This is a genomic window from Allorhizocola rhizosphaerae, assembly GCF_003426775.1.
In the GTDB taxonomy this organism is placed as follows: domain Bacteria; phylum Actinomycetota; class Actinomycetes; order Mycobacteriales; family Micromonosporaceae; genus Allorhizocola; species Allorhizocola rhizosphaerae.
Genome location: NZ_QJUG01000127.1, coordinates 1 through 24,327, shown reverse-complemented (window position 1 = coordinate 24,327; position 24,327 = coordinate 1). Strand labels below are relative to the sequence as shown.

Here is a 24,327-nt window from a genome sequence, read left to right as displayed (position 1 = left end):
GCGGCGGGCGTGGCCGCTGCACGCGCGGCTCGGCAATGCTGTGCTGGCCCGCAGGCTGCGCGCCGGCGCGGGCGTCGACGTGCACGATCTCGGGCCGATGCGCGCCGCCCGGCGCGCGGACCTGCTCGCCCTCGGGATCACCGATCGGCGTTTCGGGTACCCGCTGGAAATGGTTATTCTGGCGGCACGGGCGGACTGGCGAGTGTCCGAAGTGGACGTCGACTACGCCCCGCGGGCGCAGGGCACCAAATCCAAGGTGACCGGCACGATCGGCGGCACGCTGCGCGCCGTCCGCGACATGTCCCGCGTGCTCAGACAATCCTGAGCCGACGTGGACGTCGAAGAGCCGCCTCGCGGCAAGCGCTTGACCGGCCCGACCGCCACGCGTCACTCACGGGGCTGAAGCGACGCCGGTCATGCGCGGGTGGCGTAACAGGTAGGCCGCGTCCGGGCCGACACCGCGCAGCGTGGCCGAGGCGAAGCCGCGCTGCCACTCCAGCCCCACGAACCCGAGTCCCGGGACAGTGGTGGAGACGCCGGATCGGTGCACGGGGCCGCAGTCGCCGATCAGCGGGCGCAAATGGGCGAGATCGGGCCGGAATCCGGTGGCCAGCAGGATGGCGTCGGCTGTGTCCTTGGCCCCGTCGGCCCACAGCACGTGGTGCCCGTCGATGCGGTCGAACATGGGTCGCCACAGCGGATTACCGGATGTGAGCCCGGCCCGGTGGCGGCCGTCGTCGAGGGCCGCGACCCCGTTGCGTGGCTTGAGGATGGCGCTTGGCCGGCCGTGGTCGAGCCGGGTCCAGGCCAGCCAGTCGTGGATGTCGCGGCCGAACGGGCGCTGCGGGATGAACCGGATCGGGTGCCGCGAGGTGAGTGTCACCCGGGCGATCCCGGCCAGCTCGGTGGCGATCTGTACAGCGGAGTTCCCGGCGCCGACCACGACCACGTGCTGGCCGGAAAACGCCTGTGGCGCACGGTATTCGGCCGAGTGCAGCACCGTGCCAGGGAAGGTCTCCAGGCCGGGCAGCGCGGGCCGGTGCGGGCTGGCGAACCCGCCGGTCGCGCTCACCACGCGCCACGCCCGCAGCACGCCGTGCGGTGTGGTCGCGCTGAAGGCGTTGTCGTGCCGGGCGACCGCGCTGACCGGGGTGTTGAGCCGGATGTCGGCGTCGAGACGGGCGGCATAACCGGCCAGGTAGGCGACGACCTCGTCGCGATGCGGGTAGCGCCCGCCGTCGTCGCCGGGGAAGGGCATGCCGGGGAGGCTGGAGCGCCGGGCCGGGGAGAACAGGGTCAGGCTCTCGTAGAACCGCGGCCACGAACCGGACGCCGCGCCCGAGGCTTCCGCGATCACCGTGCGCCAGCCCTTCCGTGTGGCGTGGAACGCGGTGGCCAGTCCTGCCTGGCCGCCACCGATGACGAGCAGATCATGAGGGGTATCCAGCACGCCTCGATCATATCGTATTTTCGCGAAATGACGATACGTTATTTTGGAGGGATGGCTAAGCGGAACGGCACGGCGGCGAGCGGGCTCAGCGAGGCCGCGCAGGACTTTCTCAAGGCGCTGGCCAGCACGAGCCGCCAGCAAATCCTGCTGCTGTTCGCCGACGGGCGACCGCGTTCCGTGGGGGAGATCGCCGCCGAGGCCGGCATCGGTCAGTCCACGGCGTCCGAGCAGCTCGCGTTGCTGCGCCGGGGCGGCATCATGACCGCGCGGCGCGAAGGCAAGATTGTGCTGTACTTCCCCGATTCGGCGGGGATCGCCAGCGCCCTGGACGAGTTGCAGCGGCTGCTGATGCGCTGTTGCCCGCCCACGGAAGACGCCTAACTCGGCACGATCTCTTTGACCAGGGTCTCGACGCGGTCGCGGATGGCGTCGCGGACCTCGCGCACGACCTCGATCGGCTGGCCGGCCGGGTCGGTGAGCTCCCAATCCTCGTAACGCTTGCCGGGGAAGAACGGGCAAGCGTCGCCGCAGCCCATGGTGACGATGACGTCGGACTCCTGCGCGGTCTCGTATTCGAGCTTCTGCGGGATGTTGCCGGTGATGTCGATCCCGACCTCCCGCATGGCCTCGACCGCGATCGGGTTGATCGACTCTTTGGGCGCCGAACCGGCCGACAGCACGCGGACCCTGTCGCCGGCCAGGTGCCGCAGCCATCCGGCGGCCATCTGCGAGCGGCCGGCGTTGTGCACGCAGACGAACAGGACGGTGGGCTTCTCAGACATGTTGGGCCTGCCTCTTCTCCACGGTGGACGGTGCGGGGTGGAACACGGCGATCAGCGCGAGCGCCAGGACGAGGCCGATCGCTTGAGCGATGAGGAATCCGGGGACGCTGGCCGGGGCGATCCCGGCGTAGGTGTCGGTGAAGGCCCGCCCGATGGTGACGGCCGGGTTGGCGAAGCTCGTCGAGGACGTGAACCAGTATGCCGCGCCGATGTATGCGCTCACCGCGACCGGGATGACCGCCACCCGGCCGTGGCGCACCAGGCTCACGATGACCACGAGAAGCCCCGTGGTGGCAACGGCTTCGGCCAGCCAAAGATGTGCGTCGTCGCGGGTGGTGTGCGACCACGCGACGCCCGGAAGCGCGAACATCAGGTTGGCCAGCATTGCCCCGGCGATCGCGCCCGCGGTCTGAGCCGCGGCATAGACGCCGACGTCGCGCGGGCTCCGGTGGGCTCGGTTGAGCCACCAGTCAGCCAGCGACACGATGGGGTTGAAGTGCGCGCCGGAGATCGGCCCGAACACCGCGATCAGCACGCCGAGCCCGAGCACCGTGGCCGTCGAGTTGGCCAGCAGCCGCACGGCCCCGTCATCGGACAGGCGCTGCGCCATGATGCCCGAGCCGACGACGGTCATCACGAGCCCTGCCGTGCCGACCAGTTCGGCGGCGGCACGACGCCAGAGCGCGGTCACTTGAGCACGGCGGCCAGAGCCCGGATGGCCTCGGGGAGTGGGCGATACCACACCCAGGTGCCGCGCCGGTCGCCCTCGATGAGACCGGCCTCGCGCAGAACCTTCAGGTGGTGGGAGATGGTCGGCCCGGAAACGTCGAATGCCGGGGTCAGGTCGCACACGCACATCTCGCCCCCCTGGGCCGACGTGATCATCGACAGCAAGCGTAGCCGGATCGGGTCACCGAGCGCCTTGAACATGGGTGCGAGTGTCTCGGCCTGCCCGGCGTCGAGCGCCGCGTCGGCGAGCGGGGCGCAGCACGCACCGCTGACGGTGTCCAGCACCACGAGCTGATTCGACATGCGTCTAGCTTGACAGATTTCGAAACAGGGGGCAAGCTTGCCCGTACCAGCTGATTCGAAATTCATCTAGATAGGAGACGCGTCGTTAGTGCTCATGGAACCGCAACGGAAACGCCAAAAGGTACCAGCCCCATAGAGATATAGGAGATGGACATCATCATGACAACTGACGCATCCCGGCTCCCCGTCGCGGTGATCGGCGCGGGGCCGGTGGGCATGGCCGCCGCAGCCCAGCTGGCCACCCGTGGCATGGAGTTTGTCGTCATCGAGGCGGGCGACAGTGTGGCCGCGTCGATCGCGCAATGGGCCCATGTGCGGCTGTTCAGCCCGTGGCGGTTCAACACCGACGCGTCCGCCCGCGCGCTGCTGTCGGCGGCCGGCTGGACCGAGCCCGACCCGCAATGGCTGCCCACCGGCGGCGAGCTGATCCGCGACTACCTGGCGCCGCTCGCGGCTCACGAGGCCATCGCGCCGCACATCCGTTACGGCACAGCCGTTACCGCCATCGCGCGGCAGGGGCTCGACCGCGTGCGCACAGCGGGACGCGAGCAGGCGCCGTTCGTGCTGCGCCTGTCGGACGGGAGCGAGCTGGTGGCACGGGCCGTCATCGACGCGTCCGGCACGTGGCGCACACCAAACCCGCTGGGCGGCAACGGCTTGCCCGCGCACGGTGAGGCCGACGCGCGCTCCGCCGGACGGGTCTTCGACGGCATGCCACACGTGCAGCAGTTCGCGGGCAAGACCGTCGCGGTGGTGGGTGCCGGGCACTCGGCCACCGGGACGCTGCTCGCACTGGCCGAGCTGGGTTCGCAGCCGACGTGGATCCTGCGCTCGCCGGACCCGTCACGTGCCTATGGCGGCGGGGCCGACGACGCGCTGCCCGCCCGCGGCTCGATCGGCACGGCCGTGAAATCGCTTGTGCAGCAGGGCAAAATCACCGTCCACACCGGGTTCTTCGTGCAGGAGATCACGAGCGAGGGTCTGGTGTCCAGCGACGGGCGCAAGGTCGAGGCGGACGTCATCGTCAACGCGACCGGTGCCCGCCCCGATCACACCATCGCCACGGAACTGCGCCTGGACCTCGACCCGATCCTGGGTTCGACCCGCGCGCTGGCCCCGCTGATCGACCCGAACGTGCACTCGTGCGGCACCGTGCCGCCCCATGGCGTCGACGAGCTTGGCCATCCCGAGCCCGGGTTCTACGTCGTCGGGGCCAAGTCATACGGGCGGGCGCCGACGTTCCTGCTCGCCACGGGATATGAGCAGGCGCGCTCGGTGGTGGCCGCGCTCGACGGCGACTGGGACGCGGCCCGCGACGTGCGGCTCGAACTGCCCCAGACCGGGGTGTGCTCGTCGAGCAACGCGCAAGACCAGGTCGCCGGGCAGGCCCCCAGCGGACTGATCTCGCTGCCGGTGGTCAGCGGCGGCGGCAGCTGCTGCGGATGACGGTCGCGTTGCCGCGACTGCTGATCGCCGTGCTCGCCGTCACCCAGACGGTCGGGTACGGCGTGCTGTCCTACTCCTTCGCGGTGTTGCTCACGCCGATGGCCGCCGAGTTCGGCGCCGGCATACCGGCGGTGACCGGGGCCTTCACCGTGGCGATTGTGGCGGCGGCGGTCGCGGCCATCCCGGTCGGCCGGTGGCTGGACCGGCACGGCGGGCGCCTGCTGCTGACCGTGGGCTCGGTGGCCGCGGTCGCGGCGGTCATGATGTGGTCACAGGTCACGCAGCTGTGGCAGCTCTACGCCGTGTTCGTGCTCATCGGGCTCACCACGGCGGCCACGCTGTACGAGGCATCGTTCCCGGTCATCGTCGCCGCCACCGATCCGTCCAAACGCGACATGGCGCTACTGGTCGTGACCATCGTGGCCGGCTTCGCGTCGAGCATCTTCTTCCCGCTCACGGCCCTGCTGCTGGAGCGCCACGGCTGGCGCACGGCGCTGCTGATCCTCGCCGCCGTGCTCGCCGTGGTCACGATCCCCGGCCACCTGCTCGCCGTGCCCGGCCGCCGCGCACATCGGGCCCAGCCCAGGGCAGGGGCGGCCACGGCGGCAATCGCTTTGCGCGACAAGCGATTCTGGATCCTGACCGTCGGGTTCGTCGCGCACTCCGCTGCCGTGTCCGCCGTGGGCGTGCTGCTGGTCGGCTATCTGCAGCGCGCCGGGCACACCGCGGCCGTCGCCGCGACCCTGGCCGGACTGCTGGGAGTGCTGTCGGTGACCGGGCGCCTGACGACCACCGGACTGTCCAAACGCTACGGCATGACGAGCGTTGCGGCGGGCGTGTTCCTGATTCAGGCTGCGGGTGTGGCGGCATTGCCGTTGCTCGGCTCGACGGTGGCGGGCGCGGCGGCGTGCGTCATCGCGTTTGGGTTGGGCTTTGGTGTGGCCACCATCGCCCGGCCCGCCATCGTCGCGGACCGGTACGGTACCAACCGATATGCCACCATCGCCGGTGTGATGACGCTGCCGGTCACCCTGGCGAAAGCGGGTGGGCCGCTGGCCGCATCGTCGTTGACGGACAACATGTTCGCCACCCTGACCGCCGTGGCGTGCGCGGTCTCGGCCGTGTCTCTCATGCTGGCAAGCCGCGTCGGCCGGCCCGCGCTGGAGGGCCAGTGGTAAACCCGAGCTAACGCAGTGTTGCCGTGAAGCTCCGGCCGTAGGCGTGATGGGTGGTGACGTCGATGCGTGTGCCGCCTGCGATGGGTGTGACGCGGACGCCCTCATCTGCCGCGAGGGCACGCATCCGCCGTCCGCGCACGATCAGTGAGACCGCGTCGCGCTGCATGGTCGGGTCGGACACGGCGATGGATGTCTTGCCATCGCGGGCGGTACGCACGATCACGGAGGCCGGATCATCGATCGTGAGCCGCTCGGCGTGGTGCCTGCCAGGGGCGAAAACGTTGGCGGCGACCAGACCCAGCCCGGTGTGCTTGATGGCCTGCAGGCTCACGGTGTTGGCCAGAACCGTCACGCATGAGTAGGACTCCAGCTGCGCCCGCGTGGCATGGGGCACCAGCGCGTAGGCCATCGACCCGGGCTGCGCGCCGGCGGCCTGCTCGACGCTGAGCGAGAAGACCTTCTTGCTTACCGCGGTGTCGGGATTGGACACCCGCACCACCCGGCGGCTGCGCGTCACCTCGTCCAGTGCCACGGTTGCCTGCTGCTCATCGAAAAAGACATATCCTATTGCGGTACCCTGAGTGCCGTTCGCGTAGCGCAGCCAAGCCAGGCGGGCGGGGCCGGTGCCCGACCACGCCGTGCCGTCGCGCAGCGCGCCGGTCAGCACGACCGAGTCCGACGGCGCGGCGATGCGGCTGTCGATCGTCGTGGTCACCGCCCGCCCCGCGGAGTCGCCGACACCCGCGGCGAGCACGACTATCTCGTCATCGAGCATGAACCAAGACTTCGTGGCATCGGCGTTGCGGTAGACGACGAAGTCCTCGGGCAGGTCTCCGGCCTGCTTCGCGGCGTAGGCGAAGTCGCTGGACTGCACGAGCCCGGCCACGCCGTATGAGCCCAGCACCGATCCGCCGGAGAATCCGTTGGTACCACGTGGAAAATAAACAAAAGTGTTCTGTGATTGCGACGACGACGTGAACCCCAGCGCCGGATTGTCGTACCAAAGCGTGCCGTACAGCTCCGGGATGGTCCGGCGGGTCTCGACCGGCGCGGTCACTCCCGCGAGGCGATAGGGCGAGACAGTGGTGTAGTAGTCCACGCCGAAGGCCTGCGTCTGATCCTGACCCGACAGATAGAGGTAGTGCGCGCCGTCGCCCTGGAACCACGGCATGAGGTTCTCGCCGCTCATGTATTCGTACTTGCTGATCCGGCTGGAGCTGCGGGCGAGTGCGAACGCGTAACCCGGGCGGCGGTGGACGGTCTTGTCCATGGCGTTGAAGGCGACATTGCGCTCGGCCGGGTTGAGGTCCTTCGCCGGAGCCGGATCGTTGAGAATGTCGGTGTAGCGGGCGATGCTGACCGGCGACACAAAACTGGTCGGATTGAGCGGCGTGCGCGTCGTCTCCCGCACATGCTTGATGTAACCCTTGAGGGCGTTGGCATCGTGCGCGGCCGCGTAGCCGGACAGGTCCACGACGGCCTCGACGACCACGGCAACGTCCGCGTAGCCCGTGGTCGTGCGGGACACCGCGCGGCCCTTGACGACCTCCATCATCCAACCCTCGAAGATCAGCGGGGCGAAGCCGTTGACCACCCAGCCCTGCACCACACCTACGAGCTCGCCGCCCTGCGCATAGCTGGTGCCGTCAAGGACTTTGATGCTCTGCACGACGCGCGTGAGCAAGGCCTTGCCGTATGAACCGGTGTAGGCGACCGAGCTGTGCTGGATGAAGGACCCATCGGCGTAGTAGCCGTCGGTGACGCCGTGCTGCAGATGGTACGGGTCAACCGTCGCGAAGACGGTGAGCTGGTCGGCGATGGCCTTGCTGATGCGTGCGTCGTCGCCGAGCACGGCGCCCTGCAGGATCCGGTTGGCCGTGATGTCGGCGAGGTTGGCGCCGGTGTGGAAGCGGGAGTCGAGGTCCACGTCGCCGTTCTTGCCGTTGCGCAGGTAGGCGTCCATCGAGGCGACATAGGTGGCGGTAAGACCGGGCTGATACGTCGCGAGCTCATCGGCAAGCAGCACAAGGGTTTTGCTGGCGTGCGACGAGATGCCGATCTCCCAGTTGTGCCAGTTGCCGTAGTAGCCCTTCGACTGGTCGCCGTAGTAGTTCTCGTGCAGCCAGCGCAGCCCGTCGATGACCCGCCGCTGGACCACCGCGCTGCCGTGCAGGTCGGCGGCCGTGCCGGGGGTGCGCGTCGCGAGGGCGATCTCGTAGAGATATCGGAAAGAGGTGTTGAGATTGGGATCGCTTGTGCCGAGCGGGACTCCCTTGAACAGCTCGCCCGTCCCGGCACTGTCCATTGCCGCGAGCCAGTTGCGCGCGGCCGTCTCGATGGCCGCGCGTTTGCCGGCGACCTCGGGGCGGGCGTTGGAGTCGGGCGTGCCGGCGAACATCGCGACCGTGTTGGCGATCAGCGTCGCGTGGTCACCGGCCGCAGCGGCAGGTGGTGCCGCGGCTCGCGCGCGCAACGGTTGCGCCACCGTGAGGAGGGTGGCCGCGGGGACAACGGACAGGACTGCACGACGCGAAATCTGCACGGAAAACATTATCGCCGTGTAGTCGATCACTGACAAGAATTTTCGGCTCAGCTGATCAGCCCATCTGGAACACGGCTCGGGTGAGGCGGTGCACGGCACCGTGGTGGCGCTCCAGCGGCACGGTCCGGTCCCACCTGAGGCGGGGGCGGCGCGCCAGCATCTCCCGCACGGCGATGTTCAGCTCCAGGCGGGCCAGGGCGGCGCCCAGGCAGAAGTGCTTGCCACGGCCGAAGGACAGGTGCGGGTTGGGGGAGCGGGCGGGGTCGAACCGGTCCGGGTCGGGAAACCGCACCGGATCGCGGTTGGCCGCCGACAGGTAACCCGACACCGGAGTGCCGCGCGGGATCGTCACGCCGTTGAGCTCCAGTTCACGGGCGGATATGCGGGTCTGCGCGGGGAACGGCGGGTACCAGCGCAACACCTCCTCGATGGCCGGGCCGACGAGTTCGGGCTCGGCGGCGAGCTTCTCCGCGTGGCCGTATTCACTCAGGAACAGCAGTGCGTTGCAGATGACGGTCGTTGTGGTGTCGATCGCGGCGCTCAGCAGCATGACCGCGTAGCCGAGCAGATCCCAGTCCGACAGGGGCGCGCCGTTGGCCTGCGCGCGCACGAGCTCGCCGAGGAGGCCGTGCCCGGGTCGGCGCTTCTGCTGGTTGATCATCTCGCGGAAGTAGCCGGCCATCTCGGGCTGGCTGGGCAAGGCGGCCACCGAGGTGACCGCGGAGGTCTCGTCAATCCAGCCCATGACGCGCTCGGTGGCGTCCATGGGCAGGTCGAGGATCAGGCAGATCACCCGGCTGGGCAGAACCCTTGCCAGGTCGGTGATGTCATACGGGCCGGATTCGGGTGTGGCCTCGATGAGCTCGACCGCGATGTCCCGGACGCGCGGTTCGAGCCAGGCCAGATAGCCGGGCCGGAACGGGTCCGCGACCGCCGAGCGCAGCACCTCGTGGCGTTGCCCGTCGGTGGCCCACATCCCGGCCCAGGCCGGGTGCAGGTTGGGCAGGTCGGCCTCGTTGATGCCGTAGTCCGAGGTGAACGACGTGCGGTCGGTCAGCAGGCGCACCACGTCGTCATAGGAATACAGGCTGAATGTCTGCGTGCGCTCATCGAGCCCGGCGGGCTGGGCCGGGTCGAAGTACTGCGGGGGCAGACGGGTAAGGGCGGCATCCACATCGATGAGCATGAACGCCTCCGCGTCTTGGTCACAAGCGGCGAGCCTCGACGAGGCCGAGGCGCAACAGCGGCTGCGCAAGTTCGACGAGCCGGCCCGCCCAGGTCGCCCTCGGTGCGGGGGCACCGCTGGGGTGGGCCCCGGGGGCGGCGGTATGCGCTGATCCTCGCCGGCCTGTGCTTCTTGATCGCCCGCAGCGCCGTCAGCTCGTGACAACGCGCATGACTTTTTCGAACCATTCGGGATGGGCGCGATAGACCGCTGAGTAGAAGATGATCGCACCGGCGAGCAGGATGCCAAAGGCGGCGGCGGAAAGCCATCTGCGGAATGCCAGCGCCAGTGACAGTCCGATCGCGACAGACAGGAACAGCAGGCCGGTGCCGACCGTGAGCGCCCACATGTACGGCGTCGAAGTGCGGAACCCGCCGCTTCCGAAGATCGCGCCGGTGCCTCCGAGGCCGTACGCGAGCAGAGGAACGGTCACGAATCCGACGATCGCCCACAACCCGAGGAACACCAGCGTAAGCCAGACCCGCCGATGGCGGGGGCGCGGCTGACCGTCATCGGCGGCAAGGTCGAGATCGATGTCCGCGCTCATCTCGCCGATGGTAATGCACGTTCCACTTCGCGGGTGTTCAAACGGTGGAGATCTCGAAATGGACCGGTGCGGTGCGGTCGGTGGGTCCGTCGAGCACCAGCAGGTCGACGTCGGTGGGCTGAGCGAGCATGCCCGTGAGCGCGCGGGACAGCGGGTCGCGTGAGTCGAGCCCTATGGTGACGAACGAGTACCGGCCGCGCAGCCCGTTGCAGCCGTGCACGAGCAGAGTTCGCAGTGTGGCCGCGTCGGCTGCGCACGGGTTGACCACTGTGCGATAGCTCAGCGCCCCACCGGACCGTGGCAGGCATGGCGCCCCAAACAGCGGTGCCGCAAGGTTGAACGCGACCCGCGCGCCCGCCAGGCGAGGCGAATAGCCGGTGACCCGCATCTGTTTGATGGCGTGCTGGTCCCATAATCCGACGAAGCCGGCCAGCTTGCCGTCGGGGCGGTGCGCAAGCAGGTAGTCGAGCCCGGGGACGTTCAACGGGAAGGACTCGTGAACCGGGGCGAACTGGCGTGAGGCGGCCAACCGGCCCCACAACGCGACCATCTCCGGCACATCGTCGGCCCCCCCGGGGCGCACGGTCAGTGCGCTGCGCGGGATGCGGCGCCGCCACAGCAGGTTGATGCTGTGCGATCTGATCGTTGTCCATCGAGTGACGGAAAACCCGAGCCGCGACGCATCCACCGCAGTGTTGCCCGCCAGCACGGTCGCGATCAGCGGGCCGCTGCCGGCAGCCGCGACCGCCCACTGTGCCAAGGCGCGGGCGGTGCCCCGCCTGCGATGCGCCGGATGCACCTTCAAATCACCGATGTATCCGACGTCAGCCGACCGACCGTCCACAAAGGCCGGACGGCGTGCGACCCCGACGCACGCGATCGGGCCGTCGTCGCCATCGATGACGCCGACCCGCCACGATTGCCCACCCAACCGGTGGAGCGCGAAGAAGTCCGGCGACCGGTCGATGCACAACGAGAGATCCCCATCCATGGGACACTGCGCGGCAAGCGCGACCAGTGCGTCATTGTCGCTTGGCCGAGCGTCGCGCACCCTCATCCCGCCACCTCACACACCACGATGCGCCGCTGGCAAAGGCTGCGATCCCGGCGCATGAGCTCCTCCCCGCGTGCCCGGTCCTCGCGCACGACGCCGCTCCACTTAGGAGGGACCTCGGTCCAACCGACGAAGTTGCGCAACACCACCCGCGCCCCGGGCCGAGCCGTGCGCACAATCTCAGCGAACAGCTCGTCGATTTGCGCGGCCGTCAGCCACTCGCAAATGTTGGACAAGGCGAACCCGGCCAGACTCTGATCCGGCTGGGTCCGCAAATAATCCGTGAGGGTCGCATCGACAAGCGTGAGGCGATCGACTGGCACGTGTCCGCCGCTCAGATAGGGCGGCCGGCTACCGGCGGGATAGCGGCCCGTCAACATGTAGTGCAGGAAATAGTTGTCACGTATGGAAAGCCGGGTCAGCGTGTGCTCGGCCACCTGCCGGAAATGCCGCGCATAACTCGCCTTCTCCACGTGGGCGAAGAACCGCTCGTCATATGTGCGCCGCAGCACCAGCCGGTTGCACAGCACGTCGAACAGCAGCCGCCAGCGTGCGTTGTCCCACTCCCGCCGGTAAAACTCCCGTTGCTGCTCCAGCGTTTGCAGACCGAGCAATCGTGTAATGCGCCTGTTTGGATGGACCAGCCGCAGGCTCCGCGCGATCACGCGCATGAGCCGCTCCGTCACCCCGGCATTGAGGACTCCTCGCGCCACGATATCCGGCCGTGCATCCCAATAGTCGCGTGCCTGCTTGGTGAGCCTGGGCCGAATCCGTTGGTACGCAAGCATCCGAGCCGACCCGGCCATCGGTGACGCGCCGAGCAGTCCGAGCGCCTGGTCGAAATCGCCTGCCGTGACCGCCGCGGCTTTGAGTTCCACCAAATTGTTCTGGGTACGGTTGACATCCACGCCGATCACCTCGACCGCACCGCGCGCGACCAACGACAACGCCGTGCATCCGGCCGAGCTGACCACGGCTATCGGGCCGTCCTCCCACACGCCCGCAAACGCCGCCAGCTCCAACTCGGGATCCTCGCGCACCTGCGCGAAGAACAACCGGTCGTCGACCGCGCCGGGCAACTCAACGCGCCGCATTGAACCTCCGCTCCACCAGATGGGCGCAGACCGACTCGACCAGGGCCACGGGATCTGCCGTCCGATAGCCGGGCCAGGCGGCGCGCAGCCGTTCCGTGCGGAACGACTTCGACAAATAGAGCTGCTCCGCGAAGGGTGCGACCGAGGCGAGGGCCGGTTGGAGCGGGCCGCCGCGCAGTGCGCGGGCGGCCGACACCATGTCGTGGAAGCTGGCCTGGTCGCACGGGACCGGCCGGGGCAGCATGCGCCGCATGAAGTCGGCATCGCGTTCGAACACGCTGAACGCGGTGTCGACCGCCGTGCCCAGCGAGACCGGGCCCGAACACGCTTGATAGATCCCGGGTTCGGCGTCCAGCAACGCGGTCACGGCGTCGACCGTGAAGCCGGCCGTGGCCAGGCTCAGCGGCGTCGCCGGATCGCCGGGCAGGAGAGTCAGCAAGCCTGAGTAGTACAGCCGGATGGTGTGGTGGAAGGCGTTGTATTGGCCTACGGTGCCGTCGTCCTCGGAGATGACCGTGGGCAGGCGCACCACGGTCACCGGAAGCCCAGGCGGTTCGAGCACGCATTCCTCGGCCGCCCACTTGGACCACTCGTAGTGGTTGACGAACCCGGCATCGTCGTGGCGCACCTCGCGTACATCGCCTTGCCGCCGGCCCGCGCTGTACAAAGTGGACAGCAGGACGAATCGTTCGAGCCGCTCGCAGCGTTCGGCGAACTCGCGCACCCGGGCCGTGCCGGCGACGTTGACCCGCCGGGCGGTGTCCCGGTCCACATCGAACCGGATGACCGCGGCCGCGTGGATGATGCGCGTGATGCGTCGCGGGTCCAATTCCGCGAACGGGTTTTCCTCACACAGATCGATAGGGATGACCTCTTGCGCACCTGGACGCTCCCGCTTGTCCGCACCGCGCATGGCCAGAATGACGTCCTCGTCATGCAGCGCAGCCGCGATACGGCGCCCGAGATAGCCGCCCGCCCCGGTGATGAGCGTCGTCACCGGTCCACCACCTGGTTCGCCGCCGCGAGCAGGTCCGGCCAGCCGTCCGGGTCGGACCCGTGCCGGTCGGTCAGCGCGTAGAGCCAGCGCTCGACGCCGAACGCCACGCACGCCGTTGTGGCCGGGGCTCCGTCGCGTGTGATGCCAAAGGCGGTCCCGAAGTGGTCGTGATGCAGGTTGACCGACCCGAGGGCGAGCGAGCCACCGTAGAGCGCCTCGTGCTTGCTCGGTTGGATGCGCTGCAACAGATAGCCCGGGTTGGTGTGCGGGCGGAAGAACGGGTCCGTGGCGGGCGTCCAGTCCAGCGGCACGTCGATCAGCAGGGCGAAGTAGTCGACCGCCGCTCGCGCCTGCGCCAGAAACGCATCCGCCTCCGCCGGGGTTCCCAGACACACGATTTCGCGCATGGCAAAGCTCCACTGGCGGAGCAGCGGCTCGTATCGCGACTCGCGCCTAAAGCACGTGTTGCGCGTGCTCACATAGCGCGCCTCGGACAGGTGCTCGCGTGCGTGCCCGGCGTAGACGTGGTAACAGGCCGCCGGAGTGAGGACTGTCGTGACTGGAGCGATTCGGGTCAGCGCCACGGTCCCGTTTGGAGCGGTCACCGGCCCGTCGGCGAACTCGCCGAGGTTCGCGTCGGCCGGGTCGAGCGCGGCCGCGAACGTCGCCTGATGCGGGAACGACCGCAGGTGGGTGGCGAGCGCGGATGCGGGCATCGCGGACGGATGGCGTTCCTCGGTGGCGTGCCAGCGGTCGGCGAGGCGCCGGAACGCGAGGTCGCAGTCGTCGGCGAGGGCCAGCAGCGGCCCGGTCAGGCCCGCATGGCCGCATGGGTCCCAGCGAAGCCCGACCCGAGTGAGGTCCTTCATGACACGGCCCCAAATCGTCGCACGATGACGTCGATGCTCGCGAAATCGCCCGGCTGGAGTTGTTCGACGTCGATTGGCCCGGCGCGCAGCCGTTCGAGCAGGAGGATCAGCTCGGGCAGGTGCACCGACCGCAGGACCCGTAGCGTGAACAGCGGGGTGTCGTCGGTGAGCGGGAAGTCGTTGGCGTGCCGCTGCACGAAGGCGTGCAGCGCCGCGCGGATGTCGGCCTCAGAACGCATCGACCGGCTCCTGCACGAGCACGCCCACGGAGGTCAGGAACTCCAGGCATCCGGCGGACACCTTGCGTCGGTGGGCCCGCTGCGCCGGCGCCGCCCACGCGGACTCCGCCAGCTCCCACGGGTCGTCGAGGCCCGCGTCGGCGTAGACGTCGGGGTGGTAGTACTCGCGCCAGGTGGCGGTCAGGAAACGGGCGAGATCGTCGCGGATCTCGTCGATGGTCGAGCCGGTCCAATGTGGAGCGCCAGCTGTCCACATCGCGCTCACGACGCGACGGCCGAACACGAGGTGCCGGGCCTCCTCGCGATGGTGGTTGTCGTTGATGAAGCGGGCCAGCGGGTGCAGCCGGCGGTCGCGTGCCTGGACCCGGTTGTAGCGGTCCACTATCTCCTCGAAGATCAGGGTCGTGGCGAAGAAGAGGAAATCGGCGACATCGCGCTCTCGCTCGGTACCGAACAATGGTTGGCGGCTGCGGTAGACCCGGGCATAGCGGGTGCAGAATCCTCCAAAGTAGATGCTGTGTTTGTTTTCCTCGTCGAGGAAATGGTGCAGATAGCCGGTGCGGTCGGTCAGATCGCTGCGGTAGAGGCGGGCAGCCAGCCCCTGCATCAGTGCCTTCTCGCCATGGATGTTGAGGCTGTAGAAGCCGGCCGCCTCGTGGAACGCGAGGCGTCGGCGGGCGGCTTCGTCCAGCCCGGTCCACATCGGAGTGCCGTGGAGACTCACGTATTCCGGCGTGCTGAACCAGTCGCGTTCGGGTTCGAGCGTTGATGGCCACTCGACGCTGGTGTAGGGGTTCTGAAATGCCCGCTGGGACAGGCGGCTCAACCGGGCCGTGGTCTCGGAGACTTGCGAAAGTGCGGCCGCTAGCGCGCTCATGGTTGGGCCACCTCCAGCACGGCGGCCTGCCAGTTCAGGCCGAAGCCGGCCATCACCAGGGCGACCCGCTGTCCAGACTGGAGTTTTCCGGAGGCCAGCAGAGCGGACAGGTTGACGATGACGTCCGCCGATATGACGTGCCCGGCGTCGGGCAGGGACGGGCTCCACACCCGGTCGTGGTCGATTTCCAGCAGGCGGGCGAGGATCTGCCACGCCTTCTCGTGCGTGTTCTGCGTGACGACCCAGTCCAACGCGGACGGTGCCGTGCCCACGCGGGCGGCGGCCTCCCGGACCAGGCGGTGCGTGTAGGCGAAGTAGGTGCCGACGGTCTCGTCGTCGCCGGCCCGTGCCAGACCCCCGTTGCTGATTTGGTGTACCGTCAGCAGCCGGCACGGGGCGCGATCGCGTCCAACGACACACGCGGCGGCGCCGTCGGAGATCAGGTTGTAGGCCTGCTCATAGAAGGCGCCCGCAGGAAACCGGTCGGCGGTCACGCACAATACGCGCCGCCATTGCGGCTCGGTGGAAAGCAGCGCGCCGGCCAGGCGCAGCGCGCCGAGCATGCCGGTGCACGCCTGTTGGTGCAGCCCGACCACGATGGCCCGGGACAGCCCAAACTCCGCCTGCAGGCGGCCGGCGGGGAAGTCCATCAGGTCCTTCACATCGCGGATGGGGCCGTTGGCGTGCGGCCACTCGGCGGGAAGGCAGGTGGCGTAGACGATCGCGTCGATGTGGCCAAGCTCGCCCCGCTCGGCGATCTCGGCGACGGCCGCGCGGGCCAGATCGTATGCGGTTTCGTCCGGCCCGCATAGGTGATGCCAGCGGAAGCCGGCGGACTCCAGGTCCTCGGGCGCGGACCGCAGGAGCCCCGCACCGGCCGACTCGCGAACGTGCCGCTTGTGCGCGCCCAGTGCGTAGGCGAACGATCCGGCGTACAACCCATCCATGTGGCACAGCCTCGCGGCATCCGGCCGCGAGGACATGCGCACACGTACTCAGATGACGCTGAGTCGTTCACCTCAATCCGGCTGCGGCTGCGGCCCTAGGAGGCCCGCAGCGGATCGTGACCGAGCAGCATCACCTCCCGGCGCCAGTCGTCGTCGGCCGGCTGACCGGCTTGCGGACGATTCGCCAGGCGATCTTGCAGTATCCCGATCACGAGCTCCATGAGCTGCTTGTCGTCGGTGGTCAGGTCGGTCTTGCGCTTGCCGAGGATGGACACCACGCGCCAGCCCATCGATTCCAGGTCGCCCTCGGGCTCCTCCCTGGCCACGCCCGGTGCTTCCTGTCCGCGCACGGTCGGGTTGGCGGCGAGCCAGTCACGCAGCTGGGCGGAGGTCATGTTCACCATGGTGTGGAACTCCTGCCACAGCACGTCGACCTCGGTAGTTGTGCGAGCCATCGCTACCTCCGCCGGCCCGATGTGGACGATGGGGTGGACGACGAGCGTTCGCGGGCCTTGCGGCTGCTGCGGTCGTTGGCCTTCTGGATCGCGTCGACCAGGTCAGACTTGGTCATGCGCGACCGGCCGGCGATGCCGAGCCGCTTGGCCACGTCCATCAGATGCTGCTTGCTCGCGTTGGCGTCGACGCCTTCTGCGGTGTCGGTGGGCTTGGCCCGGCGGGTGCGGGCCGCCTGCGGATCGCTAGGCCCCTTCTGCGCCTTGGGCTCCCAGTGGTCGCCGATCTTCTCAAACGAGTGTTTCACCGCCGAGAAGGCGGTCCGGTGCGCCCGCTCGCCCTCGCCGTAGCTTTCCACGGCCGAGTCGTGCGCCTTGGCGTATGTTTCCTGTGCCTTCTTGGGTGAACGCCGAAGCGTACTAGGCATGTCCTCACGTGCAGGCAACGACATCCCCTCCCTTCGAATGCGCTTCCCTGTGCTGTTGCCCGCCGCATGGCCGGATAAACGTTCGCGTGTTCGACAGCGCGGTCGGTGTCCGGCAGGATCGTCGGTATGAGGCTGTTTGCCGTGCTGTTGGTCCTGCCCTTGTTGGCGGCGTGTGAATCGACAGCCGAAGTACCCTCGTCGGGTGGGCCGCCCGTGCGGTCCGGCACCACCGGCACGGTCGACCTCGACGGCCGGCCGTTCCAGCTGCACGTGCCCGGCTCGTCCGACCCTGCGGCAAAGGCGCCACTGGTCGTGTTGCTGCACGGCTTCACGTCCGACGCGGCCCAGATCGAGAGCTACTTCAAGCTGACCGCCGAGTCGCAACGGCGCGGATTCCTCTTGGCGATGCCCGACGGAACCAAGGACCGGGAGGGCAGAAGGTTTTGGAACGCGACCCAGGCGTGCTGCGACTTCGGCGGCCTCGGCACCGACGATTCGGGCTACCTGAGCAGGCTCATCGACACGGTGGTGGCGCGATACCCGGTCGACACCAAGCGGGTGTACTTCGTTGGCCACTCCAACGGCGGGTTCATGTCCTACCGGATGGCGTGTGAGCACGCCACGAAGGTGACGGCGATCGTGTCGCTGGCCGGGATGGCCACCGCCGACGTGGCCGCGTGCAAGCCGCAGCGGCCCGTCAGCATCCTGCAGGTCCACGGCACCGACGACCGGACCGTCCTGTTCGAAGGCGGCGGGAACGCCGGCCGTTCCTACCCCTCCGTGGACGCGACACTGGCCCAGTGGCGCGGCCACAACGGCTGCGCCGACGAGGCCGACGCATCGGCCGCTCCCATGGACCTGGATTCCAACCTGGCCGGCCAGGAAACCACCGTCACCACCTATCGCAGCGGCTGCCGCGACGCGACGCGAGTGGAGCTGTGGACCATCAAGGGCGGGAGTCACGGCCCGGCGTTCACCTCGAATTTCGCCCCAGCGGTCACCGACTTCCTGCTCGCACTGTCCAGCCAGTAGCACCTACCGGTTTGACAGTTCCCCAACCCAACCGTCAACCAAAAGAGCGACCCCGGCACACACCAGCGCCGGGGCCCTCTTTCGCGTTGATCATGAACGTAGACATGTTCGATGGCGTGTCGTTTCCGTGATTTCACGGTCAATCCGGCCGCGTTAATCATGAAGTTGATGCCGCGACACGTCGCCGAACATTGACCTAAGTTCATGATCAACTGGAGGAGAGGCCGAGGGGGTTAGTCGCAGATGGTGGTGTTCAGGAGGTGGAATTGGCGGTGGTAGACCGGGAGGGCTTCGGAGTCGCTGGCCAGTTGGGTGGTCAGGGCCAGCACCGCGACCCGGTTGCCGTCTGGGCTGACGCCGTTGACCGTGCTCACGCCCGGCACGTCGCCGCCGTGCGACCAGTATCCGCCGCACCTGTTAGGCAGGAACATGATGCCCAGACCGTATCGCAAGCCCGGGTAGAAGTCCTGGAACGTCTCGGCCAGCACGGTCCGCTGCATCTCGGCCATCATCTGCGGTCCGAGCAACCGCCCGTGCTGCAGTGCCTGCCAAAACCGTGCGATATCGGCCGTCGTCGAGATCATTGAGCCGGCCGCACCGCCGGCGCTCGGATTGAACTCCGTCGTATCCATGAGCGGCTCGCCATCGGCCCACTCCTGGTATGCCCTGGCGTGTGGTCGTGGCAGGGTCGCCACGTCGCCCGGGATGGATGTGTGCCGCAAGCCCAGCGGGCCGAGGATGCGTGCTTGCGTCTCCGTGGCCCAGCTGCGGCCGGTCACCGCTTCGATGATCATCCCCGCCAGGACGTAGTTGGTGTTCGAGTAGTTCCAGCCAGTGCCGGGCGCGAAGTCGGGCTCGTGCTTCATCGCCAGCGCAACGAGCTCGGCCGGATCCCAGTGGTCGTAACGGTGGGCCAAAAAGGCGTCGGGTGAGGCCAGCGCCTCCATGTCGTTGGTGTAGTTGTAAATCCCGCTTGTGTGCTGCAGGAGCTGCCGCACCGTGATCCGGCTCCCGTCGTTGCCGTTGCCGCTGACCACCCCGGGCAGCCAGCGCTCGACGGTGTCGTCAAGGGACAACCGTCCCTCGCCGACCAGCTGCAGCACCGTGACGGCGACGAAGGTCTTGGTGGTGCTGCCGATCCGGAAGTACCCGTTGAGCGGCACCGGCCGGCCGTTTTCCAGATCACCGACGCCGGCCCTGGCCCGGCTCGTCCGGCCGTCGATGCGGGTCAGCCCCTGCACCCCCGTAATGCCCAGCCCGTGCAGGTCGTCCACCGCGGCCTGGAGGCGTCGCTGATCGCCCGTGCCACGCCACTCACCAGCCGCCGCCGGCGCGGCCAATCCCGCGGAAAGTGCGGCGGCCACACAGATAACGGCGATAACCCGCCGGCTGCTGCCATTTGCGTGCATGCCATCTCCTTTACGGTCTTGTTAGGACAGACCGTACGGGCAAAGTGATGCGCGCGACCATCCCGCTGGCCACCCGATCCGAGGTAGGGCTAGGCATACCGTGACGCGCGGCGTGTCCTATGTGGTCGCTCGGTCACCGGATTGGTGACCAATTCGAACTCGCTGTATCCTCCTCGCGGGCATGAACCAGCCGGGGAGAATCCTTGCACCCATACGATGATCGCTCATCGCAGGAGAATTGGGAGGCCGACGAGCCTCCGGATCCCACCGCCGCGCAGACCGCGGGCGAGTTCCTCGCCGAGCTTGAGGTGCTGCTCCGGTGGTCCGGGCTGCCCGTCAGTGAGATCGAGCATCGGGCGCGCATCTACAGCGGTTTCCTGCCCGAGGGTGCGGTCGCCAATACTTTGCGTGGCAACGTTTTGCCCAGCGAGGAGCTGCTTATGCAGCTGCTGTGGGCGGTGGGCTGCGACGACGAGACCGTGGGCCAGTGGGTCTGGGCCCGGGGGCGGCTTGCGGAGATTTATTCGGTACCGGACAAGCCAACCGGTTTTTCGGAGGGTGCACTGGCCACAGCCGTCAAGGAACGGCGCAACCAGAGCGGTTGGCGGGGCCTGCACCGGCGCGCCGCCCCCGACGACGGCGACGACGAGGCGAAGCACGTCCCGAGGCGGGCGCGCCGCAAGGAAGCCGCCGGCTGGTCGTCGGGGGCGATGATCGGCCTGGTGGTGGCCGGGGTTCTCGCGCTGACCGCCGGGATCGCGGTCGCGCTCAGCGGCGGCGACGAGACCACCACCCCGCCCCCCACGGCCGACGGCAACAAGGCGTGCTGCCTCGACAGCCGCGCCCCGGACTCCCCGGCGGCGCCGGACGTGCTGCCAAGCGACCTGTCGATCGCCACGCCCACGCCGAAGACGAGCTCCAGACCGCCGAACAGTCCCACGCCGACGCGGACGACGCAGAGCCCACGACCGTCGCCAACCCGGGCGCCGGAGCTCAACGGCTCCGGCAGCACGGCGTGCGCGTCCGAAGGGGGCTCGTGGCTCGTCACCGTCACCCTCAGTGCCACGCTGACCGGTGCCACGTCGGGCACCGACCCCCGAGGGCAGGCGGGGTCGAGCAGCGTCGAGCTCAACGGCTCGGGCGGCACGTCGTTCAGCGGGCAGACAACGATCAATGCCGGGCCTGACTCGGCTTCCGTCCAGGGCACGATTCAGTGGACCGTGACGGTGACCGTGTCCGGCGCGGGCACCATCACCGCGAACGGCAGCGTGGGTTTCACCTGCACCGCAGTGGGTTCAACGGGGGGAGTCGGTCTGCGTGCGCAGCTCCAGGTGCGAGGGCAGCCGCGAATAACCGTCGCCGGTCAGCGTCGGGTCGTCGCTCGCCCCGATCGGCTCACCGTGGCTGATCTCCTGCGTCCGCGCGGCGCCGCCGTGTAGCGGAGGGATGTTAGCGTTCACATGCTTCCCGCGGTCGCCACTTTGCCGCAATCTCAAGCGATTGTCAATCCGGGTCGATGCTCTTGACGACCCCGGTTGTTATCGTTCACAGTCGATGGACAGATAACCCCGACAAGCTTGAGTGGCGCCGGGCACGCCGCTCCGGAGGATCCGATGAACAGATTCCGATGGTGCGTGCCCGCAGTAGTGGCGATGCTGGCCGTGACGATGTCCGCCGTGGCGGTGCGGGCCCTGGAGAACGGGGTCGCACGGACCCCGCCGATGGGCTGGAACACGTGGAACACGTTCGGCTGCAACATCAATGAGACCCTGATCCGGCAGATGGCCGACGCGCTGGTGAGCACCGGCATGCGCGATCTGGGCTACAAGTATGTGGTCGTGGACGACTGCTGGTTCAACCCCAACCGCGACTCGGCGGGCAACCTGCAGGGCGACCCGGGCCGGTTCCCCAGCGGGATGAAGGCGCTTGGCGACTACCTGCACGCCCGTGGCCTGCTGTTCGGCATCTATCAGGTGCCGGCCGCGGAGACGTGCGCGCAATACTTCAACACCTATCCCGGGGCCACCGGCAGCATGGGCCACGAAGCGCAGGACGCGCGGCAGTTCGCCGCGTGGGGTGTGGACTTCCTCAAGTACGACTGGTGTTCCCCGGCCGGGACCATCGACGACCAGGTGCGGTCGTTCGCGCGGATGCGCGACGCGCTCGCGGCCACCGGACGGCCCATTGTGTACAGCATCAATCCCAACAGCATCCACGAGAAGACCGGGCCGCTGCGCAACTGGGGCGACGTGGCCAACATGTGGCGCACCACGGAAGACATCACCAACGCGTGGAACACCGGGCAGACCAACGGGTACCCGATGGGAATCCAAAACATCGTCAACGTGAACGTGCCACTCGCCGCTTACGCCCGGCCGGGCGGGTTCAACGATCCGGACATGATGGAGGTCGGCAACGGCGGCATGACCGACACCGAGATGCGTTCGCACTTCTCACTGTGGGCCATCATGGCCGCGCCGCTGATCGCGGGCAACGACCTGCGCAACATGTCGGCGGCCACGCTGACGATCCTGCGCAACCAAAACCTGATCGCGATCAATCAGGATCCGCTGGGGCTGCAGGCGGTCCAGGTTTCCCACGACGGCACCAGGCGCGTGCTCGCCAAGCGACTGTCCAATGGGGACGTGGCGGTGGCCCTGTTCAATCAGGGTTCGTCCACGACGACGGTCAGCACGACCGCAGCCGCGATCGGCAAGACCGGTAGCTCGTTCACGCTCCGCGACGCTTGGACCAACGCCACGACCACCACGACCGGCGCGATCTCGGCGTCGGTGCCCGCGCACGGCACGGTCGTCTATCGGGTCAGCGGAGGCGGCACGGCGTCGCCCCCGACCACGTTCCGGCTGCGCGGCGAGGCGTCCGGGCGATGCCTCGACGTGAACCAGGGCTCCTCGGCCAACGGCACGCAAATGCTGATCTGGGACTGCCATACCGGCGCCAACCAGCAGCTCACGCAGAGCGGGCAGGCGCTGCAGGTGCTCGGCAAGTGCCTGGACGCGCCCACCAACGCCACCGCGGGCACGCGGGTGCAGATCTGGGACTGCAACGGCGGCGCCAACCAGCGGTGGACGTTCAACTCCAACGGGACCGTCAGCGGTGTCCAATCAGGACTGTGCCTCGACGTCAACAATTCCGGCACCGCCAACGGCACGGCCGTGCTCCTGTGGACCTGCCACGGCGGGGCCAACCAGCGCTGGACCCGTTCATGAGGAAAGGACAGCACGTGAATCTCACCCGGAGAAGCCTGCTCGGTGCGGCCGCCGCGGCCGTGGCGGCGCCGGTGTTGGGCGCACGGCCTGCGTTCGCGGCCAACACGGGCTATGTCATGGCGTACTTCACGGAGTCGCCCCAGTTCCAGGGCGCCGACTACGGCCTGCACCTCGCGGTCAGCCGCGACGGGCTCAACTGGACGCCGCTCAGCCAGAACAACGCGGTCGTCACGCCCACCGCGGGGGAACTCGGCCTGCGCGACCCATTCGTGTTCCGCAAGCAGAACGGCACGTTCGGCGTCATCGCCACCGATCTGCGGGGCACCGACTTCACCCGCACGAGTCAATACCTGCACATGTGGGACTCGACCAGCCTGACGAGCTTCACCGGGTACAGGCGGCTGCGCATGCACACGCTCAGCAACGCGCACACGTGGGCGCCGACCGTGTTCTGGGACGCGTCGCGCGGTCAGTACGGCATCGTCTACTCGTGCAACAACGGTGGCGACGTGTTCATGGTGAACTACACCAGCGACTTCCAGACCGTGAGCGCGCCGCAGGTCTATTTCAGCCCCGGCTTCGGCGTGCTCGACAGCGACATCGTGGTCGACGGCGGCACGACATACCTGTACTACAAGAACCTGTCCAACGGAAACCTTTACGGCGCACGGTCTTCTACGGGCGCTCCCAACAGCTTCACGACCTACACCAGCGGGCTGAGGCAGGGCAACGCCATCGAGGCCCCGCTGCTGCTCAAGACCAATGAGGGCGGCTGGCGGCTGTGGGGAGACTCGTTCAGCCCGGTCAACTCCGACTACTACGCGTGGTCCACCACCAACATCGGCGGCAACTCGTGGACACCCATGAACCAGCGCGACTACACGGCTCCGCTGAACGCCAAGCACGGCTCGATGCTGGGCATCACCGACGCCGAATACAACGGGCTCGTCTCGCGCTGGGGGGCACCGAGTTGGGTGCGGCTGAAGTCCTACAACTTCCCCGATTATTTTGTACGGCATGCCAACCGCGTGGGCCGCGTCGACCCGTACCCGTTCGACCCGTACCGCGACCAGATGTGGCAGATGATGCCCGGCCTGGCCGACCCGGCCGGGGTGTCGTTCCAGTCGGTGAACGTCCCGGGAAGCTATCTGCGGCATAGCAACTACGCGATCCGGCTCGACCCCAACGACAACACCGCAACGTTCCGCGCCGACGCGACCTTCTACCGCACCGGGGGCCTCGCCGACGCCGGATGGGCATCTTTCCGCTCATACAACTTCCCGACCCGATACCTGCGGCACAGCAACTACCTGTTGCGTATCGACCCGATCAGCTCGTCGTCCAGCACAGCGGACCGGCAGGACGCGACATTCCGGATAACTTCATGATGAGTGTCGACTGAGCCGGGCCGGTCCGCGTTTCGCGGACCGGCCCGGCTTGTGGTAGATCAGGCGGCGGCGAGGTCGAACCGGTCGAGGTTCATCACCTTGACCCACG

General features: G+C 68.2%; 25 protein-coding genes. 8 read left to right on the top strand and 17 right to left on the bottom strand.

The genetic code is table 11. From position 1 onward, the window contains the following. A partial coding sequence (locus tag DM816_RS25370; protein ID WP_483964161.1) for a glycosyltransferase family protein occupies positions 1–325 on the top strand: 325 nt, incomplete at its 5' end. A 66-nt stretch (positions 326–391) separates the two neighbouring features. On the opposite strand, the gene DM816_RS25365 is transcribed toward DM816_RS25370, so the two are convergent. Continuing rightward, positions 392–1,450 (bottom strand): flavin-containing monooxygenase, encoded by a 1,059-nt coding sequence (locus DM816_RS25365; protein ID WP_117212903.1) that lies wholly within the window; start codon positions 1,448–1,450, stop codon positions 392–394. A 51-nt stretch (positions 1,451–1,501) separates the two neighbouring features. Here DM816_RS25365 and DM816_RS25360 point away from each other — a divergent pair, with 51 nt between their 5' ends. Continuing rightward, the gene (locus DM816_RS25360; protein ID WP_117212902.1) at positions 1,502–1,831 is read left to right on the top strand and encodes an ArsR/SmtB family transcription factor; all 330 of its coding nucleotides are present in this window, start codon (positions 1,502–1,504) and stop codon (positions 1,829–1,831) included. On the opposite strand, the gene DM816_RS25355 is transcribed toward DM816_RS25360, so the two are convergent. Genes DM816_RS25355 through DM816_RS25345 form a run of 3 tightly spaced genes read right to left on the bottom strand, consistent with a single transcriptional unit; the run spans position 1,828 to position 3,264 of the window. Beyond that, complete coding sequence (locus DM816_RS25355; protein WP_117212901.1) at positions 1,828–2,232, bottom strand: arsenate reductase ArsC; 405 nt, start codon at positions 2,230–2,232, stop codon at positions 1,828–1,830. The two genes, DM816_RS25360 and DM816_RS25355, sit on opposite strands and share 4 nt — an antisense overlap. After that, complete coding sequence (locus DM816_RS25350; RefSeq protein ID WP_170318870.1) at positions 2,225–2,923, bottom strand: aquaporin; 699 nt, start codon at positions 2,921–2,923, stop codon at positions 2,225–2,227. The genes DM816_RS25355 and DM816_RS25350 overlap by 8 nt, the downstream gene beginning before the upstream one ends. After that, on the bottom strand, positions 2,920–3,264 hold the full coding sequence (locus DM816_RS25345; RefSeq protein WP_117212900.1) for an ArsR/SmtB family transcription factor: 345 nt from the start codon (positions 3,262–3,264) through the stop codon (positions 2,920–2,922). The genes DM816_RS25350 and DM816_RS25345 overlap by 4 nt, the downstream gene beginning before the upstream one ends. A gap of 159 nt (positions 3,265–3,423) precedes the next feature. Between DM816_RS25345 and DM816_RS25340 the strand changes: the two genes are divergently transcribed. Together DM816_RS25340 and DM816_RS25335 are read left to right on the top strand one after the other, a co-directional pair. Beyond that, positions 3,424–4,710 carry an FAD-dependent oxidoreductase gene (locus DM816_RS25340; RefSeq protein ID WP_117212907.1) on the top strand — a complete coding sequence of 429 codons (1,287 nt, stop codon included), beginning with the start codon at positions 3,424–3,426 and terminating at the stop codon, positions 4,708–4,710. Beyond that, entirely contained in the window at positions 4,707–5,888 is a 1,182-nt protein-coding gene (locus DM816_RS25335) for an MFS transporter (protein WP_117212899.1), read from the top strand. Before DM816_RS25340 ends, DM816_RS25335 begins: the two co-directional genes overlap by 4 nt. Before the next feature lie 7 nt (positions 5,889–5,895). Here the strand turns inward: DM816_RS25335 and DM816_RS25330 are convergent, their stop codons facing one another. The 12 genes from DM816_RS25330 to DM816_RS25280 all read right to left on the bottom strand — a co-directional run bounded on the left by DM816_RS25330 (position 5,896) and on the right by DM816_RS25280 (position 17,177). Then, on the bottom strand, positions 5,896–8,430 hold the full coding sequence (locus tag DM816_RS25330) for a polysaccharide lyase family 8 super-sandwich domain-containing protein (protein ID WP_117212906.1): 2,535 nt from the start codon (positions 8,428–8,430) through the stop codon (positions 5,896–5,898). 55 nt (positions 8,431–8,485) lie between these two features. Beyond that, positions 8,486–9,616: a cytochrome P450 gene (locus tag DM816_RS25325; protein WP_117212898.1), complete on the bottom strand. Its 1,131-nt coding sequence runs from the start codon at positions 9,614–9,616 to the stop codon at positions 8,486–8,488. A gap of 190 nt (positions 9,617–9,806) precedes the next feature. After that, on the bottom strand, positions 9,807–10,202 hold the full coding sequence (locus DM816_RS25320; RefSeq protein WP_117212897.1) for a hypothetical protein: 396 nt from the start codon (positions 10,200–10,202) through the stop codon (positions 9,807–9,809). A gap of 37 nt (positions 10,203–10,239) precedes the next feature. Further along, positions 10,240–11,259 carry a GNAT family N-acetyltransferase gene (locus tag DM816_RS25315; RefSeq protein ID WP_117212896.1) on the bottom strand — a complete coding sequence of 340 codons (1,020 nt, stop codon included), beginning with the start codon at positions 11,257–11,259 and terminating at the stop codon, positions 10,240–10,242. Next, on the bottom strand, positions 11,256–12,350 hold the full coding sequence (locus DM816_RS25310) for a DUF3419 family protein (RefSeq protein ID WP_162907822.1): 1,095 nt from the start codon (positions 12,348–12,350) through the stop codon (positions 11,256–11,258). The genes DM816_RS25315 and DM816_RS25310 overlap by 4 nt, the downstream gene beginning before the upstream one ends. Next, complete coding sequence (locus DM816_RS25305) at positions 12,337–13,347, bottom strand: SDR family oxidoreductase (RefSeq protein ID WP_162907821.1); 1,011 nt, start codon at positions 13,345–13,347, stop codon at positions 12,337–12,339. The genes DM816_RS25310 and DM816_RS25305 overlap by 14 nt, the downstream gene beginning before the upstream one ends. Further along, complete coding sequence (locus tag DM816_RS42890) at positions 13,344–14,216, bottom strand: class-II aminoacyl-tRNA synthetase family protein (RefSeq protein ID WP_162907820.1); 873 nt, start codon at positions 14,214–14,216, stop codon at positions 13,344–13,346. The genes DM816_RS25305 and DM816_RS42890 overlap by 4 nt, the downstream gene beginning before the upstream one ends. Then, the gene (locus DM816_RS25300; RefSeq protein WP_117212893.1) at positions 14,213–14,455 is read right to left on the bottom strand and encodes a hypothetical protein; all 243 of its coding nucleotides are present in this window, start codon (positions 14,453–14,455) and stop codon (positions 14,213–14,215) included. Before DM816_RS25300 ends, DM816_RS42890 begins: the two co-directional genes overlap by 4 nt. Next, on the bottom strand, positions 14,445–15,332 hold the full coding sequence (locus DM816_RS25295) for a diiron oxygenase (RefSeq protein ID WP_117212892.1): 888 nt from the start codon (positions 15,330–15,332) through the stop codon (positions 14,445–14,447). The genes DM816_RS25300 and DM816_RS25295 overlap by 11 nt, the downstream gene beginning before the upstream one ends. Further along, the gene (locus DM816_RS25290; protein ID WP_162907819.1) at positions 15,329–16,279 is read right to left on the bottom strand and encodes a 3-oxoacyl-[acyl-carrier-protein] synthase III C-terminal domain-containing protein; all 951 of its coding nucleotides are present in this window, start codon (positions 16,277–16,279) and stop codon (positions 15,329–15,331) included. The genes DM816_RS25295 and DM816_RS25290 overlap by 4 nt, the downstream gene beginning before the upstream one ends. 95 nt (positions 16,280–16,374) lie before the next feature. Beyond that, complete coding sequence (locus DM816_RS25285; protein WP_117212890.1) at positions 16,375–16,734, bottom strand: DUF3140 domain-containing protein; 360 nt, start codon at positions 16,732–16,734, stop codon at positions 16,375–16,377. Positions 16,735–16,736: 2 nt separating this feature from the next. Then, positions 16,737–17,177, bottom strand: coding sequence for a ChaB family protein (locus DM816_RS25280; protein ID WP_117212905.1), 441 nt, complete (start codon positions 17,175–17,177; stop codon positions 16,737–16,739). A 108-nt stretch (positions 17,178–17,285) separates the two neighbouring features. On the opposite strand from DM816_RS25280, the gene DM816_RS25275 reads away from it, so the two are divergent. After that, positions 17,286–18,191 (top strand): CE1 family esterase, encoded by a 906-nt coding sequence (locus DM816_RS25275; RefSeq protein WP_117212889.1) that lies wholly within the window; start codon positions 17,286–17,288, stop codon positions 18,189–18,191. A 233-nt stretch (positions 18,192–18,424) separates the two neighbouring features. On the opposite strand, the gene DM816_RS25270 is transcribed toward DM816_RS25275, so the two are convergent. Further along, positions 18,425–19,600, bottom strand: a complete 1,176-nt coding sequence (locus DM816_RS25270) for a serine hydrolase domain-containing protein (RefSeq protein ID WP_117212888.1) — start codon at positions 19,598–19,600, stop codon at positions 18,425–18,427. Between the two features lie 203 nt (positions 19,601–19,803). Between DM816_RS25270 and DM816_RS25265 the strand changes: the two genes are divergently transcribed. From DM816_RS25265 to DM816_RS25255, 3 genes are all read left to right on the top strand, one after another. Then, positions 19,804–21,039: a hypothetical protein gene (locus DM816_RS25265; RefSeq protein WP_117212887.1), complete on the top strand. Its 1,236-nt coding sequence runs from the start codon at positions 19,804–19,806 to the stop codon at positions 21,037–21,039. 228 nt (positions 21,040–21,267) lie between these two features. Then, the gene (locus DM816_RS25260) at positions 21,268–22,830 is read left to right on the top strand and encodes a glycoside hydrolase family 27 protein (protein WP_246002216.1); all 1,563 of its coding nucleotides are present in this window, start codon (positions 21,268–21,270) and stop codon (positions 22,828–22,830) included. A 14-nt stretch (positions 22,831–22,844) separates the two neighbouring features. After that, positions 22,845–24,218, top strand: coding sequence for a glycoside hydrolase family 43 protein (locus tag DM816_RS25255; protein WP_117212904.1), 1,374 nt, complete (start codon positions 22,845–22,847; stop codon positions 24,216–24,218). The last annotated feature ends 109 nt before the right edge of the window (positions 24,219–24,327 follow it).

What these genes read in the sequence shown, in the direction of transcription:
- DM816_RS25325 (WP_117212898.1), bottom strand. Translation starts at nt 9,616, where the DNA reads ATGCTCATCGATGTGGATGCCGCCCTTACCCGTCTGCCCCCGCAGTAC.
- DM816_RS25315 (WP_117212896.1), bottom strand. Translation starts at nt 11,259, where the DNA reads ATGAGGGTGCGCGACGCTCGGCCAAGCGACAATGACGCACTGGTCGCG.
- DM816_RS25310 (WP_162907822.1), bottom strand. Translation starts at nt 12,350, where the DNA reads ATGCGGCGCGTTGAGTTGCCCGGCGCGGTCGACGACCGGTTGTTCTTC.
- DM816_RS25270 (WP_117212888.1), bottom strand. Translation starts at nt 19,600, where the DNA reads ATGCACGCAAATGGCAGCAGCCGGCGGGTTATCGCCGTTATCTGTGTG.
- DM816_RS25320 (WP_117212897.1), bottom strand. Translation starts at nt 10,202, where the DNA reads ATGAGCGCGGACATCGATCTCGACCTTGCCGCCGATGACGGTCAGCCG.
- DM816_RS42890 (WP_162907820.1), bottom strand. Translation starts at nt 14,216, where the DNA reads ATGAAGGACCTCACTCGGGTCGGGCTTCGCTGGGACCCATGCGGCCAT.
- DM816_RS25335 (WP_117212899.1), top strand. Translation starts at nt 4,707, where the DNA reads ATGACGGTCGCGTTGCCGCGACTGCTGATCGCCGTGCTCGCCGTCACC.
- DM816_RS25275 (WP_117212889.1), top strand. Translation starts at nt 17,286, where the DNA reads ATGAGGCTGTTTGCCGTGCTGTTGGTCCTGCCCTTGTTGGCGGCGTGT.
- DM816_RS25290 (WP_162907819.1), bottom strand. Translation starts at nt 16,279, where the DNA reads ATGGATGGGTTGTACGCCGGATCGTTCGCCTACGCACTGGGCGCGCAC.
- DM816_RS25360 (WP_117212902.1), top strand. Translation starts at nt 1,502, where the DNA reads ATGGCTAAGCGGAACGGCACGGCGGCGAGCGGGCTCAGCGAGGCCGCG.
- DM816_RS25285 (WP_117212890.1), bottom strand. Translation starts at nt 16,734, where the DNA reads ATGGCTCGCACAACTACCGAGGTCGACGTGCTGTGGCAGGAGTTCCAC.
- DM816_RS25260 (WP_246002216.1), top strand. Translation starts at nt 21,268, where the DNA reads ATGTCCGCCGTGGCGGTGCGGGCCCTGGAGAACGGGGTCGCACGGACC.
- DM816_RS25300 (WP_117212893.1), bottom strand. Translation starts at nt 14,455, where the DNA reads ATGCGTTCTGAGGCCGACATCCGCGCGGCGCTGCACGCCTTCGTGCAG.
- DM816_RS25295 (WP_117212892.1), bottom strand. Translation starts at nt 15,332, where the DNA reads ATGAGCGCGCTAGCGGCCGCACTTTCGCAAGTCTCCGAGACCACGGCC.
- DM816_RS25345 (WP_117212900.1), bottom strand. Translation starts at nt 3,264, where the DNA reads ATGTCGAATCAGCTCGTGGTGCTGGACACCGTCAGCGGTGCGTGCTGC.
- DM816_RS25340 (WP_117212907.1), top strand. Translation starts at nt 3,424, where the DNA reads ATGACAACTGACGCATCCCGGCTCCCCGTCGCGGTGATCGGCGCGGGG.
- DM816_RS25355 (WP_117212901.1), bottom strand. Translation starts at nt 2,232, where the DNA reads ATGTCTGAGAAGCCCACCGTCCTGTTCGTCTGCGTGCACAACGCCGGC.